At 67.6% G+C, this 21,169-nt stretch carries 22 protein-coding genes; all 22 read right to left on the bottom strand.

Going from position 1 to position 21,169, the window contains the following annotated elements; all coding sequences use genetic code 11:
- Window positions 1–31: 31 nt before the first annotated feature.
- The 22 genes from ACH4NX_RS21330 to ACH4NX_RS21225 all read right to left on the bottom strand — a co-directional run bounded on the left by ACH4NX_RS21330 (window position 32) and on the right by ACH4NX_RS21225 (window position 21,151).
- Entirely contained in the window at window positions 32–1,414 is a 1,383-nt protein-coding gene (locus ACH4NX_RS21330) for a baseplate J/gp47 family protein (RefSeq protein WP_398128252.1), read from the bottom strand.
- 241 nt (window positions 1,415–1,655) lie between these two features.
- Window positions 1,656–2,747 carry a poly-gamma-glutamate hydrolase family protein gene (locus ACH4NX_RS21325; RefSeq protein ID WP_398128251.1) on the bottom strand — a complete coding sequence of 364 codons (1,092 nt, stop codon included), beginning with the start codon at window positions 2,745–2,747 and terminating at the stop codon, window positions 1,656–1,658.
- Between the two features lie 10 nt (window positions 2,748–2,757).
- Window positions 2,758–3,720, bottom strand: a complete 963-nt coding sequence (locus ACH4NX_RS21320; RefSeq protein WP_398128250.1) for a phage baseplate assembly protein V — start codon at window positions 3,718–3,720, stop codon at window positions 2,758–2,760.
- On the bottom strand, window positions 3,717–4,916 hold the full coding sequence (locus ACH4NX_RS21315; protein WP_398128249.1) for a hypothetical protein: 1,200 nt from the start codon (window positions 4,914–4,916) through the stop codon (window positions 3,717–3,719). Before ACH4NX_RS21315 ends, ACH4NX_RS21320 begins: the two co-directional genes overlap by 4 nt.
- Entirely contained in the window at window positions 4,903–5,187 is a 285-nt protein-coding gene (locus ACH4NX_RS21310) for a hypothetical protein (protein ID WP_398128248.1), read from the bottom strand. Before ACH4NX_RS21310 ends, ACH4NX_RS21315 begins: the two co-directional genes overlap by 14 nt.
- Before the next feature lie 10 nt (window positions 5,188–5,197).
- Entirely contained in the window at window positions 5,198–5,923 is a 726-nt protein-coding gene (locus ACH4NX_RS21305; RefSeq protein ID WP_398128247.1) for a hypothetical protein, read from the bottom strand.
- On the bottom strand, window positions 5,923–8,916 hold the full coding sequence (locus ACH4NX_RS21300) for a C40 family peptidase (protein ID WP_398128246.1): 2,994 nt from the start codon (window positions 8,914–8,916) through the stop codon (window positions 5,923–5,925). The genes ACH4NX_RS21305 and ACH4NX_RS21300 overlap by 1 nt, the downstream gene beginning before the upstream one ends.
- A 142-nt stretch (window positions 8,917–9,058) precedes the next feature.
- Window positions 9,059–9,925, bottom strand: a complete 867-nt coding sequence (locus ACH4NX_RS21295) for a hypothetical protein (RefSeq protein ID WP_398128245.1) — start codon at window positions 9,923–9,925, stop codon at window positions 9,059–9,061.
- A gap of 27 nt (window positions 9,926–9,952) precedes the next feature.
- On the bottom strand, window positions 9,953–10,537 hold the full coding sequence (locus ACH4NX_RS21290) for a phage tail protein (protein WP_398128244.1): 585 nt from the start codon (window positions 10,535–10,537) through the stop codon (window positions 9,953–9,955).
- A gap of 76 nt (window positions 10,538–10,613) precedes the next feature.
- Window positions 10,614–12,614: a phage tail sheath subtilisin-like domain-containing protein gene (locus ACH4NX_RS21285; RefSeq protein WP_398128243.1), complete on the bottom strand. Its 2,001-nt coding sequence runs from the start codon at window positions 12,612–12,614 to the stop codon at window positions 10,614–10,616.
- On the bottom strand, window positions 12,611–13,291 hold the full coding sequence (locus ACH4NX_RS21280) for a hypothetical protein (protein ID WP_398128242.1): 681 nt from the start codon (window positions 13,289–13,291) through the stop codon (window positions 12,611–12,613). Before ACH4NX_RS21280 ends, ACH4NX_RS21285 begins: the two co-directional genes overlap by 4 nt.
- A 227-nt stretch (window positions 13,292–13,518) precedes the next feature.
- On the bottom strand, window positions 13,519–13,860 hold the full coding sequence (locus tag ACH4NX_RS21275) for a hypothetical protein (protein WP_398128241.1): 342 nt from the start codon (window positions 13,858–13,860) through the stop codon (window positions 13,519–13,521).
- A 70-nt stretch (window positions 13,861–13,930) separates the two neighbouring features.
- Entirely contained in the window at window positions 13,931–14,989 is a 1,059-nt protein-coding gene (locus tag ACH4NX_RS21270) for a hypothetical protein (RefSeq protein WP_398128240.1), read from the bottom strand.
- Window positions 14,990–15,227: 238 nt separating this feature from the next.
- Window positions 15,228–15,437 carry a hypothetical protein gene (locus tag ACH4NX_RS21265; protein ID WP_398128239.1) on the bottom strand — a complete coding sequence of 70 codons (210 nt, stop codon included), beginning with the start codon at window positions 15,435–15,437 and terminating at the stop codon, window positions 15,228–15,230.
- Window positions 15,437–16,549, bottom strand: a complete 1,113-nt coding sequence (locus ACH4NX_RS21260) for a hypothetical protein (protein ID WP_398128238.1) — start codon at window positions 16,547–16,549, stop codon at window positions 15,437–15,439. The genes ACH4NX_RS21265 and ACH4NX_RS21260 overlap by 1 nt, the downstream gene beginning before the upstream one ends.
- A gap of 9 nt (window positions 16,550–16,558) precedes the next feature.
- Window positions 16,559–17,230, bottom strand: a complete 672-nt coding sequence (locus ACH4NX_RS21255) for a hypothetical protein (protein WP_398128237.1) — start codon at window positions 17,228–17,230, stop codon at window positions 16,559–16,561.
- Window positions 17,214–17,819 carry a hypothetical protein gene (locus ACH4NX_RS21250; protein WP_398128236.1) on the bottom strand — a complete coding sequence of 202 codons (606 nt, stop codon included), beginning with the start codon at window positions 17,817–17,819 and terminating at the stop codon, window positions 17,214–17,216. The genes ACH4NX_RS21255 and ACH4NX_RS21250 overlap by 17 nt, the downstream gene beginning before the upstream one ends.
- 6 nt (window positions 17,820–17,825) lie before the next feature.
- Window positions 17,826–18,656: a hypothetical protein gene (locus tag ACH4NX_RS21245; RefSeq protein ID WP_398128235.1), complete on the bottom strand. Its 831-nt coding sequence runs from the start codon at window positions 18,654–18,656 to the stop codon at window positions 17,826–17,828.
- A 1-nt stretch (window position 18,657) separates the two neighbouring features.
- Window positions 18,658–19,149 (bottom strand): hypothetical protein, encoded by a 492-nt coding sequence (locus tag ACH4NX_RS21240; protein WP_398128234.1) that lies wholly within the window; start codon window positions 19,147–19,149, stop codon window positions 18,658–18,660.
- On the bottom strand, window positions 19,149–19,526 hold the full coding sequence (locus tag ACH4NX_RS21235) for a hypothetical protein (protein ID WP_398128233.1): 378 nt from the start codon (window positions 19,524–19,526) through the stop codon (window positions 19,149–19,151). Before ACH4NX_RS21235 ends, ACH4NX_RS21240 begins: the two co-directional genes overlap by 1 nt.
- A 16-nt stretch (window positions 19,527–19,542) precedes the next feature.
- Window positions 19,543–19,929, bottom strand: a complete 387-nt coding sequence (locus ACH4NX_RS21230; protein ID WP_398128232.1) for a hypothetical protein — start codon at window positions 19,927–19,929, stop codon at window positions 19,543–19,545.
- A gap of 79 nt (window positions 19,930–20,008) precedes the next feature.
- Window positions 20,009–21,151 (bottom strand): N4-gp56 family major capsid protein, encoded by a 1,143-nt coding sequence (locus ACH4NX_RS21225; protein WP_398128231.1) that lies wholly within the window; start codon window positions 21,149–21,151, stop codon window positions 20,009–20,011.
- Window positions 21,152–21,169 lie beyond the last annotated feature (18 nt).

Raw genomic sequence — 21,169 nt, 5'->3', positions numbered from 1 at the left:
ACGGGGTAGACAGCGGGCATGTCGCGGGCTCCTATACTCCGCCGCTGGCGGTGATCACGATGTTGCCGACGACGGGGATTTCGTTTTCGCGGCAGATGACATCGGCCGTGCCGCTCTGCGGGAGATCGGAACGGGCCATCATCTGGATGACGGCCCACTGCACACCGGGTACTTCCTGCACGGCCCGGTAAAGCCGGGAGAGGGAGATGCGGGTATTGAACGTCGTCTCCGGCGGAGTGAAGACCTGCTGAATGGCCTGCTGCACGGCGAGCTTGACGGTGTCGCGCCGGTACCGGGGCTGGACCTCCACCAGGACCGGCAGGCTGTTGGAGCCGATGTTGACGCCGATCAGGTTGCCGTTGACGACGTTGACCACGACGCCGGACAGGGCCCTCTCCTGCACGTGCTGTGCGACCGCGTCGCGCTGCGGCTCGCTGGGCAGAACATTGTTCGGACCGATGATGAAGATTGCCACGGCGGACGCGGAGCGGACCACGGCGCGGGCGTCGGCGACACCGGGCACGGCCAGGGCGAGATCCGCGTAATCGGACTCGCTGACGGCCCGGCCCTGCGTGCGGAACAGACGCGGTGCGTTCGCGCGGATCTGGTCGATGCGCTCCTCGTCCGCGCCGCCGGTCATGGGGGAAGAGCCGACGACCGTGACGCCGGGCACTGCCTCGGCAAGGTCGGTGATACTGCCCTGCGGAAGGTTGCCGTAGGAGCCACCGCCCGTGTGGTACGCGGCGGTGATCCGCAGCCCTGTGGCGGGAACCGCGCCGTTGGTGCCGTCGCCGAACGTGATCTGCGTGATGCCCCGGTCGTCCGTGATGGCGGTGAAGATCAGGTCGGAGGACTGGGTCAGGAGGAAATCGTCGACCCTTGTCCACTCGGTCCCGCCGACCCCGTCGTCCAGGAAGACACGGACGGTGTCCACGAGGACGGGGGACTGAGCGAGGGTGTACGTCTGGCTCTGCGTGCCGTCCGAGGCGCCGATGTCCTCGACCTTCACGGTCGTCGCCGGCTGCCCGGAGGTGGACGCGTAGAGGGCCAGCGTGCGGCTGCCCTGGGTGACGCCCTCCTCGACCAGGCCGACGACCTGGGGCACGGGGGTGGAGTAGGCCGGCACGATGACGTCTGCGGTCGTCTCGTAGGTGATGGGCCGGTCCAGCGCCGGAATGTAGTCCGTGATGACCTGAGTCCCGGCCGGCAGCGTGACGGGGGAGACCAGCCCCTGCTGCGGGGAGAACGCCACCTGCCCAGTCGCCGGCACGGCCGCGTGCGGCTGGTAGCCGAGCTGCTGGGCGATGGCGACCACGCTGGAGCGCTGGGTGGCCGTCGAGAGAAAAGCCTCGTCCTGGATACGGTCCTGGTAGAAGCTCATGACGTCGCCCAGGTACGAGAAAAGCTCGACCATGACAACGCCGAAATCCGCCGGCGACCGCGAAGTCCATTCCGGCAGAACCTGCTGTGCGTAGGCGAGAAGAGAATCGCGGTAGCCGGTGAAGTCACGCGACGTGTAGTCGATCTGAACTGCCGACCCGCTGTCCGATGCCACTGCCCACACTTCCTCTCGGTCCCCGCCAGCGGGATCGAGTCAGAAATGTGTGCCGGCTGATATTGGGATTCTACGGTCCGTGACTTCGGCCCGTTAATTACTACTCCGGTGTGGAGACGACCGTGCCTCCCACCAGGACGCCCACGGTGCGGGTGGTGTCCGTCTCGGCACCGGGAGTGTCGGAGCGGGACACCTGCACGTTGATGTCCACCATGCCCAGCTCGTTGTTCACGTTGGCGACAACGGCACTGACCACGGCCGACGGCTCGAACTCGGCGACAGCCGAAAGAACAGCACGCTGGAGCTGGTCGTTCGCGGCGTCCGCGTCGACCTCGAACAGCGCGGCGGACGTCGGCACGCCGTAGGTGGCGCGCATGACCCGCTCGCCGGGCAGCGTGCTCACCAGGGCCTGGACGCGGTCCAGGAGCTGCTCGCGGGGGTCGGTGGTGGTGTCCACGCCGCCGCTGTGGTCGATGGCGAACGGGGTGCGCATGGCCACGCTGACGGCTGTGTCCCTGGGGCCGGTGGCGGTGATGACCTGGGGCACGTCCGGCTCGGGCACGGTGAGCGGGACCTGGGTAGCGGCCCGGTTGACGGCGTCGGCGAAGTTGTAGAACGCCGGCTGCCTGCTGGCCGGATTGGTGATGGCCGCGAGCGAAAGGTCCCCGCCGGCGAAGAAACTGCGGCGCAGGGACCTCGTGAGGTCGAGCTGGACACCGCCCCGGTTCCTGTTCCGGTTGGTGATGTTCGCCGGCTCCCCGCCGGCGAAACGCAGCGGCGGGACGTCGGTGACGAAGCCGGCCTCGTTCAGCTCCTGCACGACCAGGGCCACCAGAATGTCATCGAGGCCGCTGACGTAGCAGACCTCCTCGGCCTCCCGCAGGTCTGCTACACCGCGCCAGGAGACGGTGCGCGCGCTGTTCGCCACGTTGGCCACGGCGAACGGCTCGTCGAACCCCAAGGCGTCCAGTGAGAGCTGGGAGGCCGTGACGTCGCTGAGGGCCATGAAGGTGTAGCAGGCGCCGTTCGGGCCGGCCGCGTACTCGGCGAGCTGGGAGGTGCCGGGCTCGATCGCGCCTCCGTGGACGGCGATGTGCACCAGGTATTCGCCGACCCCGTAGGTGTTCTTGATGTCGTAGTCGATCCCCAGGATCTTTTCGGCCGCCAGGGCACGGTAGTGCGGGTAGCTCACGTCGGTTCCCTCAGACGATGCGGGCGCGGATGCCGGTCAGAGACACGTTGTAAGGCGGTGAGGCTCCAGGAGGGATCGTGGCCACGACCAATCCGTTGTTCTGCAACTGGACGCGGGTCGTCGGCGAGTCCTGAGTTCCGACCGGGAAGACAGAGATCCATTTGTTGTCGAAGGTCGCGGTGTTGCTGGCCGTGTCTGTGCGGAAGACTCCAGTCGCCGTGTGCGTGGCACCGGGGGTGAGACCGAAGAGCATGCGCGCCATGGACGCGGACGTGTTGTCGGGGCCCTGCACCTCAGCCGACCCGTTGTCGTCACCGTCGAAAATGAGAGTGGACCCTCTGTGGACCCGCACACTCATCAGCGAGCGCCCGGTGTCGGTGCTGGATTGGATGAATGCCCCGAAGATGATCGCCACCTGGCCGGAGACCGGCGCAACGAATTCAGCGGTGGGTCCGCCCGTCATCGTGACCCATGACGTGCTCGCTGTGGTTGTCGTGACCACGTAGTGACCGACGGCCAGCCGGGCATCGTACGCGGTGGCGTAATTCATCGCCGCCGGCGCGTGGAATCCGTCCATCGGGTGCGCGGCCTGCGGGAGCTGAGCGAACGGTACCGGTGCCCCGAGCGCGATCGAGCTGGACGTCTCCACCGAGCCGGCCAGCTCGACCATGCCGTCCTGCGTGGTGCGGAAGACTGGGTCGCCCTGCCAGGACGCCGTCCAGCCGTCCTCCAGCTCAAGCGGCTGCCAGGCGGACACCGCGCGCGGCCAGTAGACGGGGTAGTTCGGGTCCGCGCCGTCGAACGCCACGGTCACCCGATCGCCGACCATCACCAGACCCCCGGTAACCGACTCCGCCCACCCGCTGACTGCGGTACCGGTGACCTGGGGGATTTGCAGGCGTACCCGGCTTCGGTGCTGCGGGTCATCCACTGAAACGACGATGCCGGAGTAGACCCCGAAGAGATTAGTCACAGCGCACCTCCCGTGTACTCGGCCCGCCATTTCCCAGAAATCAGAGTCGTCGGAGCGGGGGATAGCGGGTGATCCAGAAATCCGGTATCCAGGCTGCGCGCATTGTCCCGGCCGACCACGAGCGTGCTCGTGTACGTGGACTTCTGTGGATACACATGATTTATCCGCAGGCTGTGAATAACCGACCGGACCATCCACAGGCCCTGGTTCGCGTCGCCGATTCCCGCCCCACGCAGCTCCACCAAAGAGCCCGGCTTGAGCCGGGGGTCCCCGTTGGTGACGGCGCTGGCCTCCACCCACAGCCAGTCGGCCTGTGCGCCGAGCGTCAGTTCCGCCTGGGCGTAGGACGGCGTGGGACGCTCGCTGTACTGGCTGGTCAGCAGGGGCGTGATGTCCGTGCCCTGCGCGGTGGTCCGCGTCTGCGCGTAGGAGGCCGGCGTCAGCCTGCCGGAGATGCGGTTGTAGGCCACTGTCTCGTACTTCGCCCGCAGCCCGCCGGCCGGATCGGTGTCGCCGACGACCGAGCTGAACTCGCGCAAAGAATCGATCGAGCCGGGCGTCTTGCGCTGCCAGAACACCGGCACCGACCCGTCCGCCGACTGCATGACGGTCTGCCGGTTGCAGAACCACAGCGTCGTGTTGTCGCAGTACAGCCGGTACCCGGTCCGGTCGGCCAGGTCGTACAGGTACTGCCAGTCACTGGCGGCCTGGGTGCTCTGCTCGAAGACGTTGGCGGTGGCGTCCACGCGGGGCTGCACGTTGTACTCCGAGGCGATCTGCCGGGCGACGGCAGAAGCCGTCGTCGACCGCCAGGTCCGGTTACGCCGGGTCTGCATGAGCATCGAAGTGCCCACCAGCGTGTACACCACCGGCACCTGCACCGCGTGCCCGTAGCGCGGGTCCCGCTCGCTGGCCATGACCCGGCACGAGGCGACGTACCCGTACCAGTCGGCCGAGTCGTCCGTGTACCAGCCGTACCGCAGCCACACCGGCGTGTTCTCCGCCCACACGCTGCCGGCCGGCGTCCGCCACCGCTGCGACGGAAAACTCGGGTTGTACGTGTGCATGACCGTCAGCTCGACGACCTGATGGGCGTTCTCGGCCTGATAGACCTCCGCGCCCGACACCCAGGCCCCCTGCTCCAGCGCGGGCAGCTTGGCGACCAGGTGCGGGCGGTAGACCCTACGCCAGGCCACGCGGCACCATGATCTGCTGGCCGGCCGGCACCTGCGTCCAGTCCAGGACGGACGGGTTGGCCTCGGCGTACATCCACCACGCCGACTCGCTCTGGTAGTAGCGGGCGGAGACCGTGTCGACGCGTTCGCTGCCCTGCCACCGGTAGTCCGACACCCGCAGGCTCTGCGCCTGCGGAGGCCGGCGCAGCACCATGAGCTGAAGAGTGCCGTTGCGGTCCTTGACCAGAGCGGTTCCGTTCCGCTGGTACCGAGACGTCAGGGAAATGGCCACGGGAATCCTCCTACACCCAACCGGCGGTGGACATGAGCTGCATCGAGACCGAGACGGCGCACCGCACCGGCGTCATGCGCTGCGAGAAGTGCGTATAGGAGATGTCCAGGTTGTTCAGGTAGCCGAAGTACTCCATGCGGGAAATGGCGGGGAGCTGCTTGCTGAAGGAGTGCCGGGCCTGCCCGAACCGGACCCACACCGGATTCATCTGCATGATTCCCAGGACGTCGCCGCCCGTGGTGCTCGCGGTGCTCGACGGGGATTCGGCGGACGACCACACCTGCTGCTTCGAGTTGATGCCGACCAGGTTGTACAGCACGTGGATATCGGCCATGACGCCGAACGTGCCCTCGACGGTGTCGAACTGCGACGAGTCGCTCATCTCGTAGCTGCGGTCGAACAGCAAGGAGAAGCCGAGAGTGCCGCCGGCCGCCGTGAGCGGGGTTCCCTGGTCCTGGTCGGACCGGGTGTAGGCGGGCATCACCTGGTTCGCGGCGTCGATGGAATGGCTGACGTTCACGGTCGACGGGTTGTACAGGAAGTTCAGCATGTAGAACTTCCCGGACTGCCCCTTGGGGAAGGCCGTGGTCATGTAGCCGCGTTTCAGCTCGTAGCTCTGCCCCGCCGTCGCGCTGGGCAGGTATGACGGGATGGCTTGGATACGCGGGTCGAAGTTGTTTTCCCAGATGCCGGACCCCGGCGTGTTGACCGTGTCCTTCTTCTTTTTCCCGGGCATCACCAACCTCCCATCAGGGACTTGACCCGGTCGTCGGCAGCGATGTGCGTGACGAAGGCTTCCGCCGCCGTCTTGGCACCGTCCGCCGACGCGGCCGGCATCTGCACCACCACCGAGCCGGGATGGAACTGGAGAGTGACCTGCCCGGTGTTCGTGGCCGCCGCATTCGACCCCTGCCCGGGGCTCGGGCTGAGCCCCTGGTTGAGGAGTGCCTGGCGGACGGTGTGAGCCGCGTTGCGCTCCAGCACCATTTCCCCGCCGTGCAGCTTCGCGTCGATGCCCTCGCCGGGCTGTCCGGGCACCTCCCACGCGCCGTCCGCGTACCAGTGGGGGTTCTTCGAGTTCCAGAACGACCAGGCTTTCGACGGCGTCCCGTACCGGCCCTTGATGTATTTCAGGCCCCAGGCGATCTGCTTCTGCGGCGAATTCCGCCAGGCGTCGGTCGCCGTCTCCTTGTGGAGGTTGCTCATCGCCTGCGGAATGCCGTAGGCGTCACTGGTGGGATTGTCCGCCCAGTGCCGCCACCCGGACTCGCCCATCCAGAGTTTGTAGAGGGCGTCCCACTGAGAGCCGGTCCATCCGTACTCGGAGGCCATCTTCCTGCCGAGCTTCACGTTCGCCTGCACGTTGCGCGGCGCTTCCTTGCCGGCGTCCCCGCCCGCGTCGGTGTTGCCCTCCTCGGCCTCCGTGTTCTGGGTGGCCTGGGGAGTCGTCCCGCCGGTCTGTGCGCCGCCTGCGGCACCCCCGCCGTTCAGGGCCGCCGCGAGGGCATCCACCTCCTCCACGGAGCCGTAGGCGCCGGACGTGGTCAGGCCGATGGTGCCGCCGTCGCTGGAGCCGGTGTCGGTGGTGGGGTCGCTCTGGTCCCCGGACAGCGTTCCGGTGGCCTCCATGCCGCCGGACATGACGCGCCGGGCCCGCGTGAACTTCGAGTACATGGGGCCCCGCACGACGCCCTTGCCGGGGTTCGCCGCCTCGACGACCTGGCCGCCGCCGGCGTAGATGCCGACGTGGCTGACGTCCTTGTAGAAGACCAGGTCACCGGGCTGGACCTCGTCGATCGGGACCTCAACACCCTTGTGGATCTGCTGGTACGTGGTGCGCGGCAGCTTGACGCCGGCCTCCGCGTACGCCTGCTGCACGAGCGAGGAGCAGTCCCAGGCATCGGGCCCGTTCGCTCCCAGCACGTACCGGTCGCCCACCTGCGAGCCGGCGAAGGACAGGGCCTTCATGATCCCGGAGCCGGGATACCCGGTCCCGTCGTCGGACTTCTTTTTCTTCTTGCCGCTCTGTTTCGACTCCGGCGTCCCCCGGTCGCCACCGAACAGGCCCGTCGCGAAGTTCCAGGTGCTCTTGGCCCACGACGACTGGTCGGTGCCCTCGCCCCAGTCCCCGAAGAGAACGTTCGGTCCGGAGTTCCAGCCGGAGCGGAAGCTGCCGGAAGCGCGGTCCCACAGGCCCTTGCCGCCTGAACCCGCCGCGCCGGCAATACCGCCGCCCTTGAACGCGCCGGCGACCCGGCCGATGGTGTCGGCGATCGGCTCCAGCGTCTTTTGCAGCAACGTGTGGATGTCCGCCAGCGTGTTGGCACTGGCCTTCGCCGCGTCCAGGTAACTCGCCGAGGCCGGCAGGTGACCCTCGCGGTCCAGGCCCTGGAGGTAGCGCTGGGAGTCCTGGTAGCTGTCTCCGACACTGGGCGCATACCGCTTGATCTGCTCGCGCGCCTCCTCGCCCTGCTTGTCGCGCCGGCCGGCGTTCTCGATGACCTTCAGCGCCTCGTCGGAGTCCATGCCCTGCAACCCTGACTTCTTGTCGGGGTTCATCAGGTCACGCATCAGCTCCGTCTGATGCCGCATCGCTTCCACACTCTGACCAGAAAGCCCCGCGACCCGCGCGTAGTTGGACATGGACATCGACAGGGACCCGCCCTGCGCGAGCTGCGCCTGGAGCTGAGTGCCGGTGAGGTTCTGGAACTGGTTGCTGTTCACCCGCTGGGCGAGGGAAAGCGCCATGGCGGCCGAGGAGTTCTGCACGCCGCCGCCGAACCTGGTCGGGGCCAGACCGAAGATTTGGCTCGCGTAATACGCCTGCGCGGTGCCCAGTTCCTGCTGCATCTGGGCGCCGCCCTGAATACCCAGACCCGGAGTGACGTACGCGGCCCCCGACGCACGCCGTGACTGCGTCGCGTACTGCGAGAGAGGGCTCTGCTGAAGGATGGCGGCCTGGCCCGAGATGGCGTCCTCGTTCGAGGTGCCCCACATGATGGAGCCGTACCGCTTCATCTGCCGGCCGTAGTCCCGCGCCCGCCGGCCGGACGTCTGCTCCCAGTCCGGCTGCATCATCGAGTACCGGCGCTCGTACTGCCCCAGCATCTCCTCGAAGCCACCGGAGAAATACTGGCGTGCGGCACCGACCACGGCCCCGCCGACCTGCGCCCCCATGGCGAGGCGGTTCATCGTGGATTGCTGGCGCTGCTGCGTGTGCAGGCGCTGCATGTCGCCGACCATCTGACCCATGCCGGCGGTGTGCTGGTTCTCCCGCAGCGTCCCTTCCCGCCGGGTGCGGGCCTGGTTGCTGGCGAAGAGGATCGCCTGCTCGTCCAGCCTGTCCTGGGCCTCCTGGCGCTGCCAGGACGGCAGCCGCATGTTGCTCGCGGTGCGGGTGCCGACGCGGAACTGCCGGTCCCAGGTGATCTGCTGGCGCTCAAGCTCGTCCTGCGCGCGCTGCCGGGCGACCTGGTGCGAGTCGTAGGTCTGCCGGTACTGCTGCTGGAGCCGGCCGAGCTGCTCCCCGGTGCGCTGCGCCTGGCCCATGTTGGACGCCTGCCAGCCCATGGTGTTCAGGCCGGCGGTGGCCGCGAAGCGGTTCGTGAAGCCGGTGAAGGCGCGGGTGAGCGTGTCGATCTGCTGCCCGAGCTGGTTGGTGCCGAACAGTCGGCCCTGGCCGGGGTTGGGTGGCGTCGGCGGGCTCGGCGGAGGCGGGGGAGTGGCCACTTACTTCCTCCTCTCGATTTCCCAGGCGGCGCGCTTGAGCCAGTGGTGGCGTTCGCGGATGGACAGGGCCTTGATGTCGGTCAAAGACCAGCCGGAGTAGTACCGGGCGATGATTTCGATCTGCGTGAAAGCACGCTGGTAGTCACATTCCGCGAAACAGGACCGCCAGCGTGATCGGCAGCTCGACCTCCTTTCCGCACGTCTCGTGCGTCCAGGTGAAGTCGGCGTAGCGGGGGCCGGGCTGGGTGTCGGTGAGGAACTGGAGGAGGGAGCGCCGCTGCCTCATGCCCAGGGTCTGTGCCGGCGGGCGGGCCACTTCGCGGCCGTCGGTGTAGACCAGGCGCAGCACGCAGCGGTTGAGGATCTCGGAGTCTTGGCGGGCCTTGTTGCCGCTGGACTGGAGGTTGAACACGGCGGCCTGGTCGTCGCCGTTGGGCAGGCGCACGACGGCCTTGTTGCCGTGCCGCATCGGTACCTCGAACTCCACACGCTCGGGGTCGTCGAGGCGGACGGTGGGGATGGCGCCGAGGGGGACGGTCAGGTCGGTCAGCTCGCCGCAGTGGGGGCAGGGGAGCCGTTCGAATTCGAGGTCTTCGCCGAAGGTGGCGCGGCGGATGGCGAGGATGAGCAGTTCGCGGTCGCCGATGAGCAGCTCGCCGGCCACTGTCCGGCTCATGGCCTCGCCGCCGACGCGGACGACTCCGCGCAGCAGGAGCGTCTCGAACACCTTGTAGGAGGAGTTGCCGACGCCGGCGGCGGCCAGGGCCTCTTCGTCGCTGCCGTTGAGTTCGCGGACCTCGGCGTCGCGGTACCAGGTGCCTTCCCGGCAGATTCCGCGCTCCAGGGTCACCAGGTTGTCCCCGGGACTGTCGATGACGGGCCGGCCGGCGTCGCGGTCGTCCTTGAGGACGGCCTGGGTCGCGGCTACTGCCTCTTCCGGCTTCTCCAGGGCAGACACGCCCTGGTCGCCGAATTCTTCGAAGGCGGGGAGCACAACGGGTTCAGTCACTGTTTCGTCCTTCGAGTGGAGGTTGAATTACGACATCGAGACGCCGGAGCCGGGCCCGTACTTGCTGGCGATCTTGAAATCCCAGCCTTCGTGGGCAAGGGTGATCTGCTGGAGTTCGACGCCGTTGGCGCCACTGTCCAGGTCGCCGAAGGCGATGCTCGTGGGCCAGCAGTTGTAGACCCGCCATCCGGCCTTGTAGTAGACCGTGGACGTGGTGACCGGGTGGTCCAGCAGGTAAATGTCCATGGTGGCGCGGAAGTTGTAGTTTCCGGGGTTTCCACCGGTCCCCTGCATCACCATGAACAACTGCTTGAGCCAGGCGTAGATGTCGGAGTCGCCGCAGATCAGTCCTCGCGACAGGGTGATGGGTGCGAAGTCGCTCTGACCAGGCATTTTCTGCGTCGTGGTGTTCATGCCGCCCTGCCTGTAGACCACGACGTCAGTCGTGATGGACAGGCCGGAAACAGACATGAAGCCGAGCTGATTGGACCGCTTCGAGGAGTCCAGCGTCGAGCCGGCCAGGTGGATCTGCACCTGAAACTTGAAATTCCGGAGCGGGTCTGTCTGGAGCTGGGCGAGCGACGGCTTCTGGGTGGTGCTGGTGGTCGCCACGGGTCACCTCTCATTTCCCGGATCGAAAGGGGCCGCCGGAATGAGCAGAATTGAGAGGCGGGTCAAACTGTGCGCGTCAGCCGGTGGTTACCGTGCCGGTCGTGTCGGTGGTCCTGGAAACGCCGCCCTGGTACTGGCTGATCTGGATGATGATGAACTCGGCCGGGGACGCGAGAGCGACACCGACGGTGATGTGGACTTCCCCCAATGCCACTGTCTGAGGGGTGTTGTTGGTCTCGTCGCAGAGCACGAAGTACGCCTGGTCCGGGACGCTCGACTGGAGCTGTCCGGCCTGGGTGAGGGTGAGGAGCTGCTGGCTCACCAGAGCGCTGAGCGTCTGCCACAGCTCGGGCCCGTTGGGCTCGAACACGGCGAAGCGGGTGACGCTATCCAGCAGGTTCTCGATGTAGATGAGCATCCGCCGGATCGAGATGTACCGGTCCGGCATTCCCTGCCGCAGCGTACGGGCGCCCATGATGCAGTACCCGGCCTGCGGGACCGGCCGGATGATGTTGACCCCGACCTGGTTGAGCTGGTCGAGCTGGTCGAGCGTGAAGAGGTGCTCGACCCCGACGACACCGACCAGGTTGTAGGAGACGCCGGCCGGGCTGCGGTTCGGGCCGACCGCCGCGTCAGCCTGCGAGAACTGCCCCATGACCGCTCCGCCGGCCGGGAGCATGCGGGTCGAGGACGTCGAGGCGCCGGCCGGGTCGGCGACCTGCACCCACGGCCCGTACATCGCCGCGTAGGAGGACGCCGGCGCATAGGCGGCGGCCGTCTCGACGAACTTCGTGGCGGCCGTGTCCGCACCTGTGGGAGCCGGCTGCCGGGGCGCGTCGATGACCAGGAACGCGTTGCGGCGGTTCTCCGCCCACGCCAGGGCCGCGTTGATCTGGGTGGCCGCCGCCACGTGGTCGGTCAGGCCGGTGTTGCCGCACAGGTTGACCAGCAGCACATCGTTGATGGAGTCGAAGTGCGTCCCGAGCTGCTCGGCGAGGTTCACGGCCTGGACGCCGTCGGTGCCGGTGGCCAGCGGCGCGTTGGTGACGAACTGCGGCAGCCACGAGTCGTCCGGGGTGACGCTCGTGCCGGGGGTGGCTGTGCCCGGCGGCAGCAGGTTGTTGATCTGGACGTAGTTCGAGCCGGCCGTCGCGGAGTTGATCAGGCTGACCGCGTAGCGGGCGTCCCCGGGGTTGAGGGAGAGATCCTGCCAGGTCTCCACGAGTGAACTCTGGCTGGAGTCGCCGTACTTCACGTACAGGTGGAAGCGGCCACTGTTCCACGACGGGGTGGTGGACACGAACAGCCGGTTGCCGTAGTCGCCCCGGCCCCGGGCGAAGACCTGGAGCGCGTCGACCGGGGTGTAGCCGGCCGCCGTGGTGAACGTGGCCGGCATCTCCATCGTCGGGCCGGCCGTCTCCCCCTTGTACGGGGTGATCTGCACGCTGTAGGCGGTGCCGGGAGCCAGGCCGGTGAACGCGGCACTCGGCTTGCTGCCGTCGGCCGGCTGCTCGACCCACAGGGCCTGACCGAAGGAACCCTCCAGCGGGTCGGACAGCTCGACGTAGTAGGCGTCGACCTCGTCGACCGGAACGGCTGCGGACCATTCGATCTCGAAGGCCGTCTGCTCAGGGTTGTCGGCGCCGCCCTCGCGGGCCACGAACGCCACGCCGGTGACCTGGTCGAGGGGAGCCACACCGGCTCCCGTGGGGGCCGTGCCGTCGGGCGTGGGCACGATCGTCGTGGACGGCGGCAGCGGCGTGTTCCTGATGACCAGGGACGCGGCGGTGGAGTCACTCGGGGTTGCCCGCAGAATCCACGCGGTCCGGCCGCCGTTGGAGAAGTAGTTGTACACCTGGAACGGGAGGTAGTTCATCCCGTTCCCGAACCCCCCGTACAGGCCCATGAACTGTTCCCACGAGGTGACCTTCATCGGCGTGGAGGGGCCGGCGTCGTGGGTGCCGACGAAGGTGGCGATGGACACCCCGGGCGGAGAAACCTGCTGGGGCAGCGGCGTCAGGGTCTCGCTGATGAATACGCCGGGCCGCTTGTAGGGGTACGTGGTGGGCGTGGTCATGGGGTATCAGCCTCCGAGGAAGTGACCACCTGGGTGGGGTCCAGTGGCACGGAATGGCCCTCGTCGAAGGAGCCCTTATCGAGGAAGTCGATGAGGACCCGCTGAGCGGGCGTGAGGGTGTGGATGTCGCTGACGAACAGCTCGCTGGAAATACGGACCAGCCAGGTGGCGACGAAAAGCCTCTTGCCCAGCTCGTCCTTGGACTCGGAGTACTCCGGCCCGCCCAGCAGATCGAGCCGGCGCACAGTCCCGTCCTCGGGAATGGGCAGGTAACCGAAGCGAGGCGGAAAAAAATCGAACTGCATGAGCGCACCCGTCATCTCGATCAGGTGCAGCTCTTTCCTCGCGTACACGTCGACCTCGTAGTCGACGTTCAAAGGAACCGGCATCTGCGCCATGTACGGCGACTGCGCGGGGTCGGTCATGTCCGCCCACGGCTCATAACCTTCGGGGGCGTAGTGGAGATTCACGTAGCCCCGGTGCTCCCGGTCCTCGTCCCGTGAGATCCGGGAGTGGGTGATAAGAACCAGCGGATAGGTGGCGTCTGCCAGCTCGTACTCCGGGTTCCTGTACCGGACCGTTACCCTGCGGCCACTGTCACCGGAGGTCGCGTCATGCACAACCAGGCCCTGAAGTTTGTTCTTCAGCGCCCTGTCCTCGTTAAGCAAGAACGGCACGTTGGCACTCCGGTATGGGCGGTTGTGGATCGCCCCACCAGAATGCTTGGGCCTATTTGAGTCCAGTTAATGCGGGTCGGATCAGAAGATCCCGGCTGCCTTCAGCACGATGATGACGAGGAGCACGATGACGACGAGACCGATCAACTGCGGAACCGTCATGACGACTGCCTTTCCGGGAGAGTGAGCCGGGCCTGCCACCCCGAGCGCGGCAGGCCCTGGCGGTCCTACTGCTGGTCCTGGCCGCCCGGCTGGGTCTGGGAGCCCTGGCCGCCCTCCTGGGCCTGCGGTCCCTGGTCTGCGTGGCCTCCGTGGTCGTGCTTGTCGTGACCGCGACCCTGGCCGTGGTGACGGTCCTGCACGTCGGTGTCCGCGCCGTCGGGCTGCTCGGGCGCGACGCCGGCGCCCCCGCCCGGGGAGTAGTAGTAGCCGGCGGCGAACGCCTCCTCCTCCAGCATGAGCCGGTTGCCCTCCGGCACGGCGATCCACGACGGGTCGTCCGTGTCCCACGGGCCGCCCGTGATTTCCTTGCTGTAGCCGTCCGCTGCCACCAGAACGTAGCGGGCCATGTAGACCTCCTGATTCAAAGAGACACGAGAGTACGAGCGTTACACGCACGCTTAACCCCGGGATAATTCCTCAGAACCAGGCCGTTCCCGAGAATGCCTTCGCGGGCTTTGCCACCCACGCGGTGCCATTCCACACCTTGAGCGGTTTGACAGCCCACGCGTTCCCGTCCCATACCTTGACCACGGTCGTCGGCACAGTGTTGACGTTGTCGACTTCCGCCGGAGTGGTGGTACTGCCCGTTTCCGCGAAGCCCTCGAAGTTCGTGCGCAGTGTTCCAAATTTCAGCCACTGCGGAGTGGTGATGTTCCGGCGGGCGGTCCACGTCTTAGCGTCCGGACTGGTCTCCCAGTAGAACGTGCCGCCCGTCTCACGAAAGCGCCACCAGCGGTGTGCGATGGGATCGAAGGGGAGAGTGACCGGATTTCCGTCGTAGTAGTTGGCGGCGCTCTCGAAGGACAGCAGGCCGGTCGCCACCGAGTACTTGGTGCGAACGTAGGTGCCGTTATCGACAGGTCCGAGAACGACTCCGGAGAATGCGGTCCCTGTTCCGCCGGTCGGCAGGTTCACGACCTCGAAGTGGTGGGCCGAGTCGGTGATCTCGTAACCGACGTCCGTGGCCATGAGCCCCGGGTACTGATTGTTCGCGGGGACTGCGACGCGTTTCCACGCCTCATTCCAGAAGGTGCCGCCCCAGTACACGAAGTAGCTGCCGATGCCCGTGAGAAACTTGTCCACGATGCCCGAGACGGGGGCGGCGAAGAAGCCCGGCGCGTTGGAGAACTCCACCCATCCCGGGTTTGTGGCCACTGCCGTGGCACCCGCGACGAGATCAGTGGTGCCCGTGGCGCCGTAGTGCAAAGTGCCGTTGTAGGACGTCTCCACGGTGTTCTGCGCCTGGAAGCCGACCTCGACGACGATGCGGTCCCCCGCCTGGAGGTTCACGGGCGTCAAAGCCACCGCGCTGGTGCCCACGCCGGCCGCCGTGGTGGGCAGGGCCGTGGTGCCGGTGTGGTTGTTCAGCAGCGTGCCGCGCACGGTGTCGGTGTCGCCGGCGGTCACGTAGATGTGCGTGCGCCCGACCATCAAGGCGGCCGAGGCGGACTGCACCCGCCCCAGCATCCACGACACGGTGCCCGACAGGGTGCCGGCCCGGCGGGAGGGCGGGCTGATCCACCGGCCCTGGAGGACGTTGGTCGTCGTGGTGGCCGTCTCGGCTGCGGTCGACGTCGCCGAGGCGCCGGCCGGCTGCCGTCCGAGGAGCCCCGTGGTCGTCGAGTTGGCGTCGGTCCAGGTGCCGCGCGTGGCCACCGGAACGTGCGGGGCAGCGGAAGAGGTCAGCCAAAAACGCGTCGGCATGGTGAGGGCCTCAGTTCGTGTCGATCCACACGTCCCCGACAGCGGGGGCCGTGGGCGCGGTGATCCCGACAGTGATCTTCGGTACGGCGATCTGAGCGGCCGGCACCTTGGCGTCCGCTCCCAGACCGGCGACACCATTGGCGGCGCCCACCTTGTCGGCGGAGACGACGTTGCCACCCGCCGTGGGCACTGTCTGGGGAGCGAGCTGGCGGGCGACCATCAGCCCACCACCGTCACGCGGAAGGTGTTGGCGGCGTAGGAAGCCGCCGTGGTGACACTGACCGTGTTGGCGTCGATCATGACGAACTTCGCGCCGACCAGCTCGCCGGTGCTGATCTCCCGCAGCGACGGCTCCAGGATGTCCACCGTGTTCAGGTTGTGGGTGACGTTCAGCGCCACACCGCCGGTCAGGGCGCCCACGTTCGCGCTGTACTTGCCGGCGGAGCCCAGCGCGGCGCGGGCGTCGGCCGCCGTGGTGGCGCCTGTACCGCCCTTGGCGATGGAGACCAGGCCGACGGTGAGGCCGGCCGCGCTCTTGGCGAGGGAGGCGTCGGCCAGCTCCAGGCTGAACGTCGTCCCCGTCAGTTCCAGGCCCTGGCCGTCGCCGTTGTAGGTCTGCCCGCCGGAGGAGAACTGCGTCCACGCCTGCGTCCAGGCCCCCGGCGCCCCCGACGGGATCGCAGTCTGGATGAACTGCGTGCCCGCCTTGGTGCCCTCACCGATGGCGACGATCGTGCCGTCCAGCACTTCGCCCTCGGCGGCGGCATCCGTGCGCCGCGTGGCCGCGCTGCCGGCGCCCGGGTAGGAGTAGATGCCGTTCTCGGTGCCCACGCTCTGAGCGGTCGCGAGAAAGGACTGCCCGGCGCTCAGGGTGACCCCGTCGATCGTCGCCGGCAGCGCGGCCAGGTCCACGTTGCTGCCGGCCACGACGTTGACCGGGTTCTTCACACCGGCGATGCCGGCGCGGGCCTGGTCGACGTACGCCTTCGTCGCCAGATCGGTGGCCGCCGTCGGGGTGGCGCCGTTGGAGACCCGCTGCCCGTTGACGTTCAGCGGCCCGGCGGGGCCGGCGAACTGGTCCAAGCGGTAACCCTGCACCACCGTGGCGAGGTCGCTGATCGTGCTCGCCGGCTGCGTCCCCGTGTGATCCGCACGATCGAGCGGGTTCTTCCACACCGACGCGTTGAAGAACTTCACCGCGTGGGCGACGGTGTCGGTCCACAGCTGCCCCTCGACCGGGGCGGCCGGCGCGGAACTCGACGCTTCCGGAACAAGCCCCTGGACGGGGAGCTGATTCAGTCGTACCGGAAACCGGAAATCGGTAGTGGCCACAAGGCGCTCCTAATGCAGTACGGCCGTGCCGGTTTCCGCGTACGCGAATCGCACCAGCACTACGGCAGGGTTGGGGTACTCGACCAGGCCGCCGATCTCATGGCCGGCAGTGTCGTACACCGTCACGAAAGGCCGGTACGGCATGGTGTGCGGGATCGTCCATTCCGTGCTCGCCGACGTCTGGACGAACTCCTGCGGGCGGGGCGCGACCCGCGCTTCGAGCGCGTCGAGCTGCTCACTGGTCACCTCGCCCGGCGCACCGGTCGCCCCCGTATCCCCCTTGGGGCCGGCGACCGGCAGGTAGTTCCCGGCGTAGGGCGAGACGGGGGCGATGTCCGCCAGGTCGACCGGGCCGGTGCCGCTGGGCAGCATGATGTGGAAGATGCGCGGCGGCAGGCCCTTGAGTTTCTCGGTGACCTGGTAGGCCCACTTCTGCGGGGACATGCCCGGCACGTCGTTGGGGATCAGGTCGACGACGAAACAGCCGGCACTGTCCAGGGTGACCTTCGCCGCCGTGGCAGCGATCACGTCACTGTTCGGCAGGGTCAGCACCGACGGCGGGGCGAACGACAGCGTGCCGGCCAGCGGTGTGCCGTCGGCGGCTATGTACCGTCCGCTCAGCCGCGCCGAGGGCACCCCGCCCGGCAGGGCGCCGGCCGCGAAGCTATGCGTAAGGGTCATCGTCCTCGCCCTCTTCCGGGGGGAGCACCGTCTGCGCCATCAGCTCCGGAGAGACGGCCGGCAGCTCGGTCGGGTCGGTGAGGTACTGGCGGAACATCGGGTCGTTGACCAGCTCGTCGTTCTGGATCTGCTCGGCCTCGATGACGACCACGACGTCACGCCGGCGGATCTGCCCGACGACGTTGACCCGCTGCACGCCGTAGAGGAGACCGTCGTAGGCGACGCGGTCCCGCTGGAAGCTGCCGTGCTTGATGTCCATCTCGCTCAACCCGAATTTCGTGAGCTGGTCGAATTCGAGGACGGCCCGCAGGGTGTCCGTGACGTACAAGCCGGAGTCGCGAGGATCGGTGTTCGCGGCCTCCACGTGCGTGACGTGCAGGGCCGGGAGCTGCCAGCGGCCGTAGTACACGCGGCCGGCGCCGGTGGCCTCGTCATACACGTCGTGCATGTCCGACTCCGCGTGCTGGAACCGGAAATAGGTGAGGGTGTCCCCGGTCGTGCTCTGCCAGCCCCGCAGTGCACGGTGGATGAACGTCGTCTCCGCGTTGATGTTGAAGCGTCCGCGTTTCCAGTCCGCGCGTCCTCGCATCCGCCGTCACCCCCACACGCCGGGGTGCAAGGGCGAGGGAATCCCGGACTCGTCGTCGTAGGTGTCGCCGTCGATCGGCGGCAGCAGCCGCTCGGGCTTCGAGGTGTCGTCGTACTCCCGGGGCTGGAAAACCGGCACCAGGCGGTTCGTCGTCCGGCTGACCCGGCGGAGCTGGAACTGCTCGATCCGCGCGAGGCCGACATTGAGCTGCTGCGCCAGGCGGTTGTAGCGCTCCTGGAGTTCGCCCAGGTGATCCATGAGCTGCCGGTACCGCTGCGAGCGCGGCACGTGCGTGCCCTCGGACGTGGTCACGTCGATGTCGGTGGCCGCGTCCGTCGCCAGCGTCCACAGCACACTGATCGACGCCAAGTACGCCACCAGCGGCTCCTCCACCGCAGGCAGCGTCTCCAGCGTGATCGGCTCGCGGTCGTAGCGGATGTGCCCGTGCCCGTCCCGGTACCGCGTTGTCGTCGACCGGCCGTAGGAGAGCTGAGTGATGGCGTCGGTGACGTACCGCTCCAGCTCCTCGTCCGTGAACATCCCGGAGCTGGTGCCGCGCACGATCAGGGTCTGGCCGTGGTGCAGCGGCGCGTAGGCCGGGTTGATCAGCAGGATGGAACCCTGCACCGGGGAGACGACATAGTCGGCGTCCTCCACCAGTTCGACGGTGCTCGCGGGAGAGTCAGTGCTGACCTTCGCCTGCACCGAGGCCACGTTGGTCTCCGACAGGTCGTAGGTGCTCAGCTCGTCGCCGCCCACGAACGTGTCGACGAACGGCACGGCCAGGTCGCCGACCTCGGAGCGGATACGGGCGATCGTTGCCGCGAGCGTCGCCATGTCAGGCCACCGCCAGCGTCATCGTGAGCGAGCCGGCCGGCAGTTGCAGCGCCTGGTTCTGCTGGGTGGTGATGGCCGACTCCAGGTTCCAGGCCATCAGGGCGACGCCGTTGGGCTGGCCGGCCGAGGACGCCATCCGCGTCACCAGCGCCGCACCGGTGATCGGTGCGCCCAGCCCCGACGGGTCGGAGAACGGCCCGAACTGGATCAGGTCCGTGTTGGTGGCCTGCCGGCCGGTGGTGTCGGCCGCACCCCAGGGCACGGGCTGACGGGCGTAACCGGTACCGGCGGCCTCCATCCCGATGAGGGAGGCCATGTCGGTCTGCTCGTCGGCGATGAGCTGGGTGAGCAGCATCAGGTAGGTGGCCTTGGGCTGCGGGTCACCGCCGGCCGTCTTGGCGTCCCACTCGGCCTGGAGCGCCGTGCTGCGGCCGGCCAGGTAGTCGAGCGCGCTGACGGCGCCCTGGACGGTGATGAAGCCCCCTGCGGCCATCAGCGCTCACCTGCCGACTGCTGTGCCTGCCAGTCTGCCCACTCGGGCGGTTCCTCGCCCTCGCCGGTCAGGTCGCAGAACTGGCTCAGGGGGAGGGAGATGTGGTGGGCGGAGAGCCGGCCGGGCCCGGACTGGGACAGCCACAGGGCGACGACGCTGTCCTCGTTGGCGTAGCCGATGCCGTGGGTGGCGGGTGCGGCGACGTCCAGGACGTAGAGCATGCGGTCGCCCTCGACGTCCCCCTCGGCGCCGGCCGGCCGATAGCGGCGGGTGCGGGTGAGCATGCCGACGCCCTCACCGAAATCGGTCAGGAGCCGGTACCACTTCCCCTTTTCCGGCGTGATACCGGATTCCTGCAAAGACGCGGTCTCAGCCATGTCGTGGCCCTTTCGCTCAGAGCCACTGCCAGACGTAGCCCAGGCGGTCCAGATGCAGGGCCACGTTCAGCGGCACCTCGTACACCTGGCCTTCCTTGAAGTCGAAATCCGTGCCCTGACCGATCGTGACTTTCTCCAGGTCGCAGGCGACCCGGATCGTCACGTTCTCCGGCGGGAGCTGAACCGGGGCGTCCGACGTGTCGTCCTCGGACACCGCTTCCACGGTGCGGCCCTTGTCGTCGAGCGCAATGGGCTTGTCGAGGTTGGCGGCCTGTTCGGCGTGATGCATCGCCAGCTCGCCCTTGCGGCGGGTCAGCTCCTCGGCGTGCTGCTCGGAAAGGACCCGCTTCTTGTTCCCGGTGTGGTCCTTGGGGTTCGGCTTGGTGCGCGGATTTGCGGGCACGGCGTGTTCTCCTAATGAGTCGGATGAGGAGTCCGGGGCGACGAGGGACGGAAGTCGCCGCCCCGGAGAATGGGGCCGGTCAGTTCGTGGCGCACTGCACCACGGCGTAATCCGTGATGAGCCCGAGACCGAAGATCGAATACCACGCCAGCGCGTGCTCGCGGCCGAAGTCGAGAACACCGCCGTCGCGCAGTTCGACGGGAAGGGAAATGGCGTGACCGGCGGCATTGTCCCCGATTACCAGCGCCCTGTAGATGGGGTTGGCCGGGGCGTTCGGGTTCGACGGGTTCGACGTGACGGCGGGAATCGCCGGGGTCGTTCCCGACGCAGTCCGCTCGGGCTGTCCGCCCCACTTCTGGGCGGTGTTGGTGGGGATGTTGGTCCCCATCTGCTGGGTGGCCGGCTGGGTCGTGTTGCCCTGGAAGACCTGAGTTGTCTCGATGAACACGACATCGTTCAGACGCCCGATTTCGCCCAGCATGAAATTGCCGGGAGCCGCGTACTTTGTCACCTCGATGAACTCCGGATCATCGCGGAGCCGACGAGACTGGTGCGGGTGCACGAATGCGACGTACGTCTCGCCCAGGCGGGGGACGTTCTTCGTCGCGAGGGTCTCCACGGCGTCCTTGACCAGGGCGGACGTGAAGTAGAAACCGCCGTTCGCGGCCATCGTCGCCTCGCTGTCCGCGAACATCCCCCGGTCGTACGGAGAGATCGGAGTGCGGGCGGCGCCAGCCGACCAGGACGCGAGCTTGTCGTACCCGTACAGCACCGACGGGGCACCGAGGAGGGTGTCGCGACAGAGCGCGTCCAGGTAGGTCGCCATGTTCCTCCCCAGCAGACGCGCGCCGGAGGCCATGACGTCGTCGAAACTCGAATTCAGCAGGAGTTCCGTGACGGCGATTGCGAAACCGTGCTCCGCGACCGTGATGGTGATCTGCTCGGCGGACAGCGCGTGGGTTTCCATGCGCACGCCCTCAACGAGCTGCTGCGCACCGTCCAGAGAGCGGTAACGCATGAAGTTCACGGTCAGACCGGGTGCCGTTCCCAGCTCGGTCTTCTTCACCATGAACTGCTCGAACCTGAGCACCGGCATGGCCTGAAAGAGGATTTCCTTCGACCAGATCGTTTGGATGGCCGGAGTCAGCATGGTGCTGTTCGACGCCGTGTAGGCAGTCGGCGTGGGGGAAAGGACCGGAGTCCCAGTGATACCGCTGGCCACGGGAACCTCTCATTCCGT

Origin of the sequence: Streptomyces sp. NPDC017225 (assembly GCF_044331465.1) — a bacterium.
In the GTDB taxonomy this organism is placed as follows: domain Bacteria; phylum Actinomycetota; class Actinomycetes; order Streptomycetales; family Streptomycetaceae; genus Streptomyces.
This window is presented reverse-complemented; position numbering and strand designations above follow the sequence as displayed.

Bases quoted from the DNA above. Each gene is read 5' to 3' on its own strand.
- ACH4NX_RS21330 (WP_398128252.1), bottom strand. From the start codon at position 1,414: ATGGTCGAGCTTTTCTCGTACCTGGGCGACGTCATGAGCTTCTACCAG.
- ACH4NX_RS21305 (WP_398128247.1), bottom strand. From the start codon at position 5,923: ATGCCCGGGAAAAAGAAGAAGGACACGGTCAACACGCCGGGGTCCGGC.
- ACH4NX_RS21285 (WP_398128243.1), bottom strand. From the start codon at position 12,614: ATGACCACGCCCACCACGTACCCCTACAAGCGGCCCGGCGTATTCATC.
- ACH4NX_RS21275 (WP_398128241.1), bottom strand. From the start codon at position 13,860: ATGGCCCGCTACGTTCTGGTGGCAGCGGACGGCTACAGCAAGGAAATC.
- ACH4NX_RS21265 (WP_398128239.1), bottom strand. From the start codon at position 15,437: ATGGTCGCCCGCCAGCTCGCTCCCCAGACAGTGCCCACGGCGGGTGGC.
- ACH4NX_RS21255 (WP_398128237.1), bottom strand. From the start codon at position 17,230: ATGACCCTTACGCATAGCTTCGCGGCCGGCGCCCTGCCGGGCGGGGTG.
- ACH4NX_RS21250 (WP_398128236.1), bottom strand. From the start codon at position 17,819: ATGCGAGGACGCGCGGACTGGAAACGCGGACGCTTCAACATCAACGCG.
- ACH4NX_RS21245 (WP_398128235.1), bottom strand. From the start codon at position 18,656: ATGGCGACGCTCGCGGCAACGATCGCCCGTATCCGCTCCGAGGTCGGC.
- ACH4NX_RS21240 (WP_398128234.1), bottom strand. From the start codon at position 19,149: ATGGCCGCAGGGGGCTTCATCACCGTCCAGGGCGCCGTCAGCGCGCTC.
- ACH4NX_RS21235 (WP_398128233.1), bottom strand. From the start codon at position 19,526: ATGGCTGAGACCGCGTCTTTGCAGGAATCCGGTATCACGCCGGAAAAG.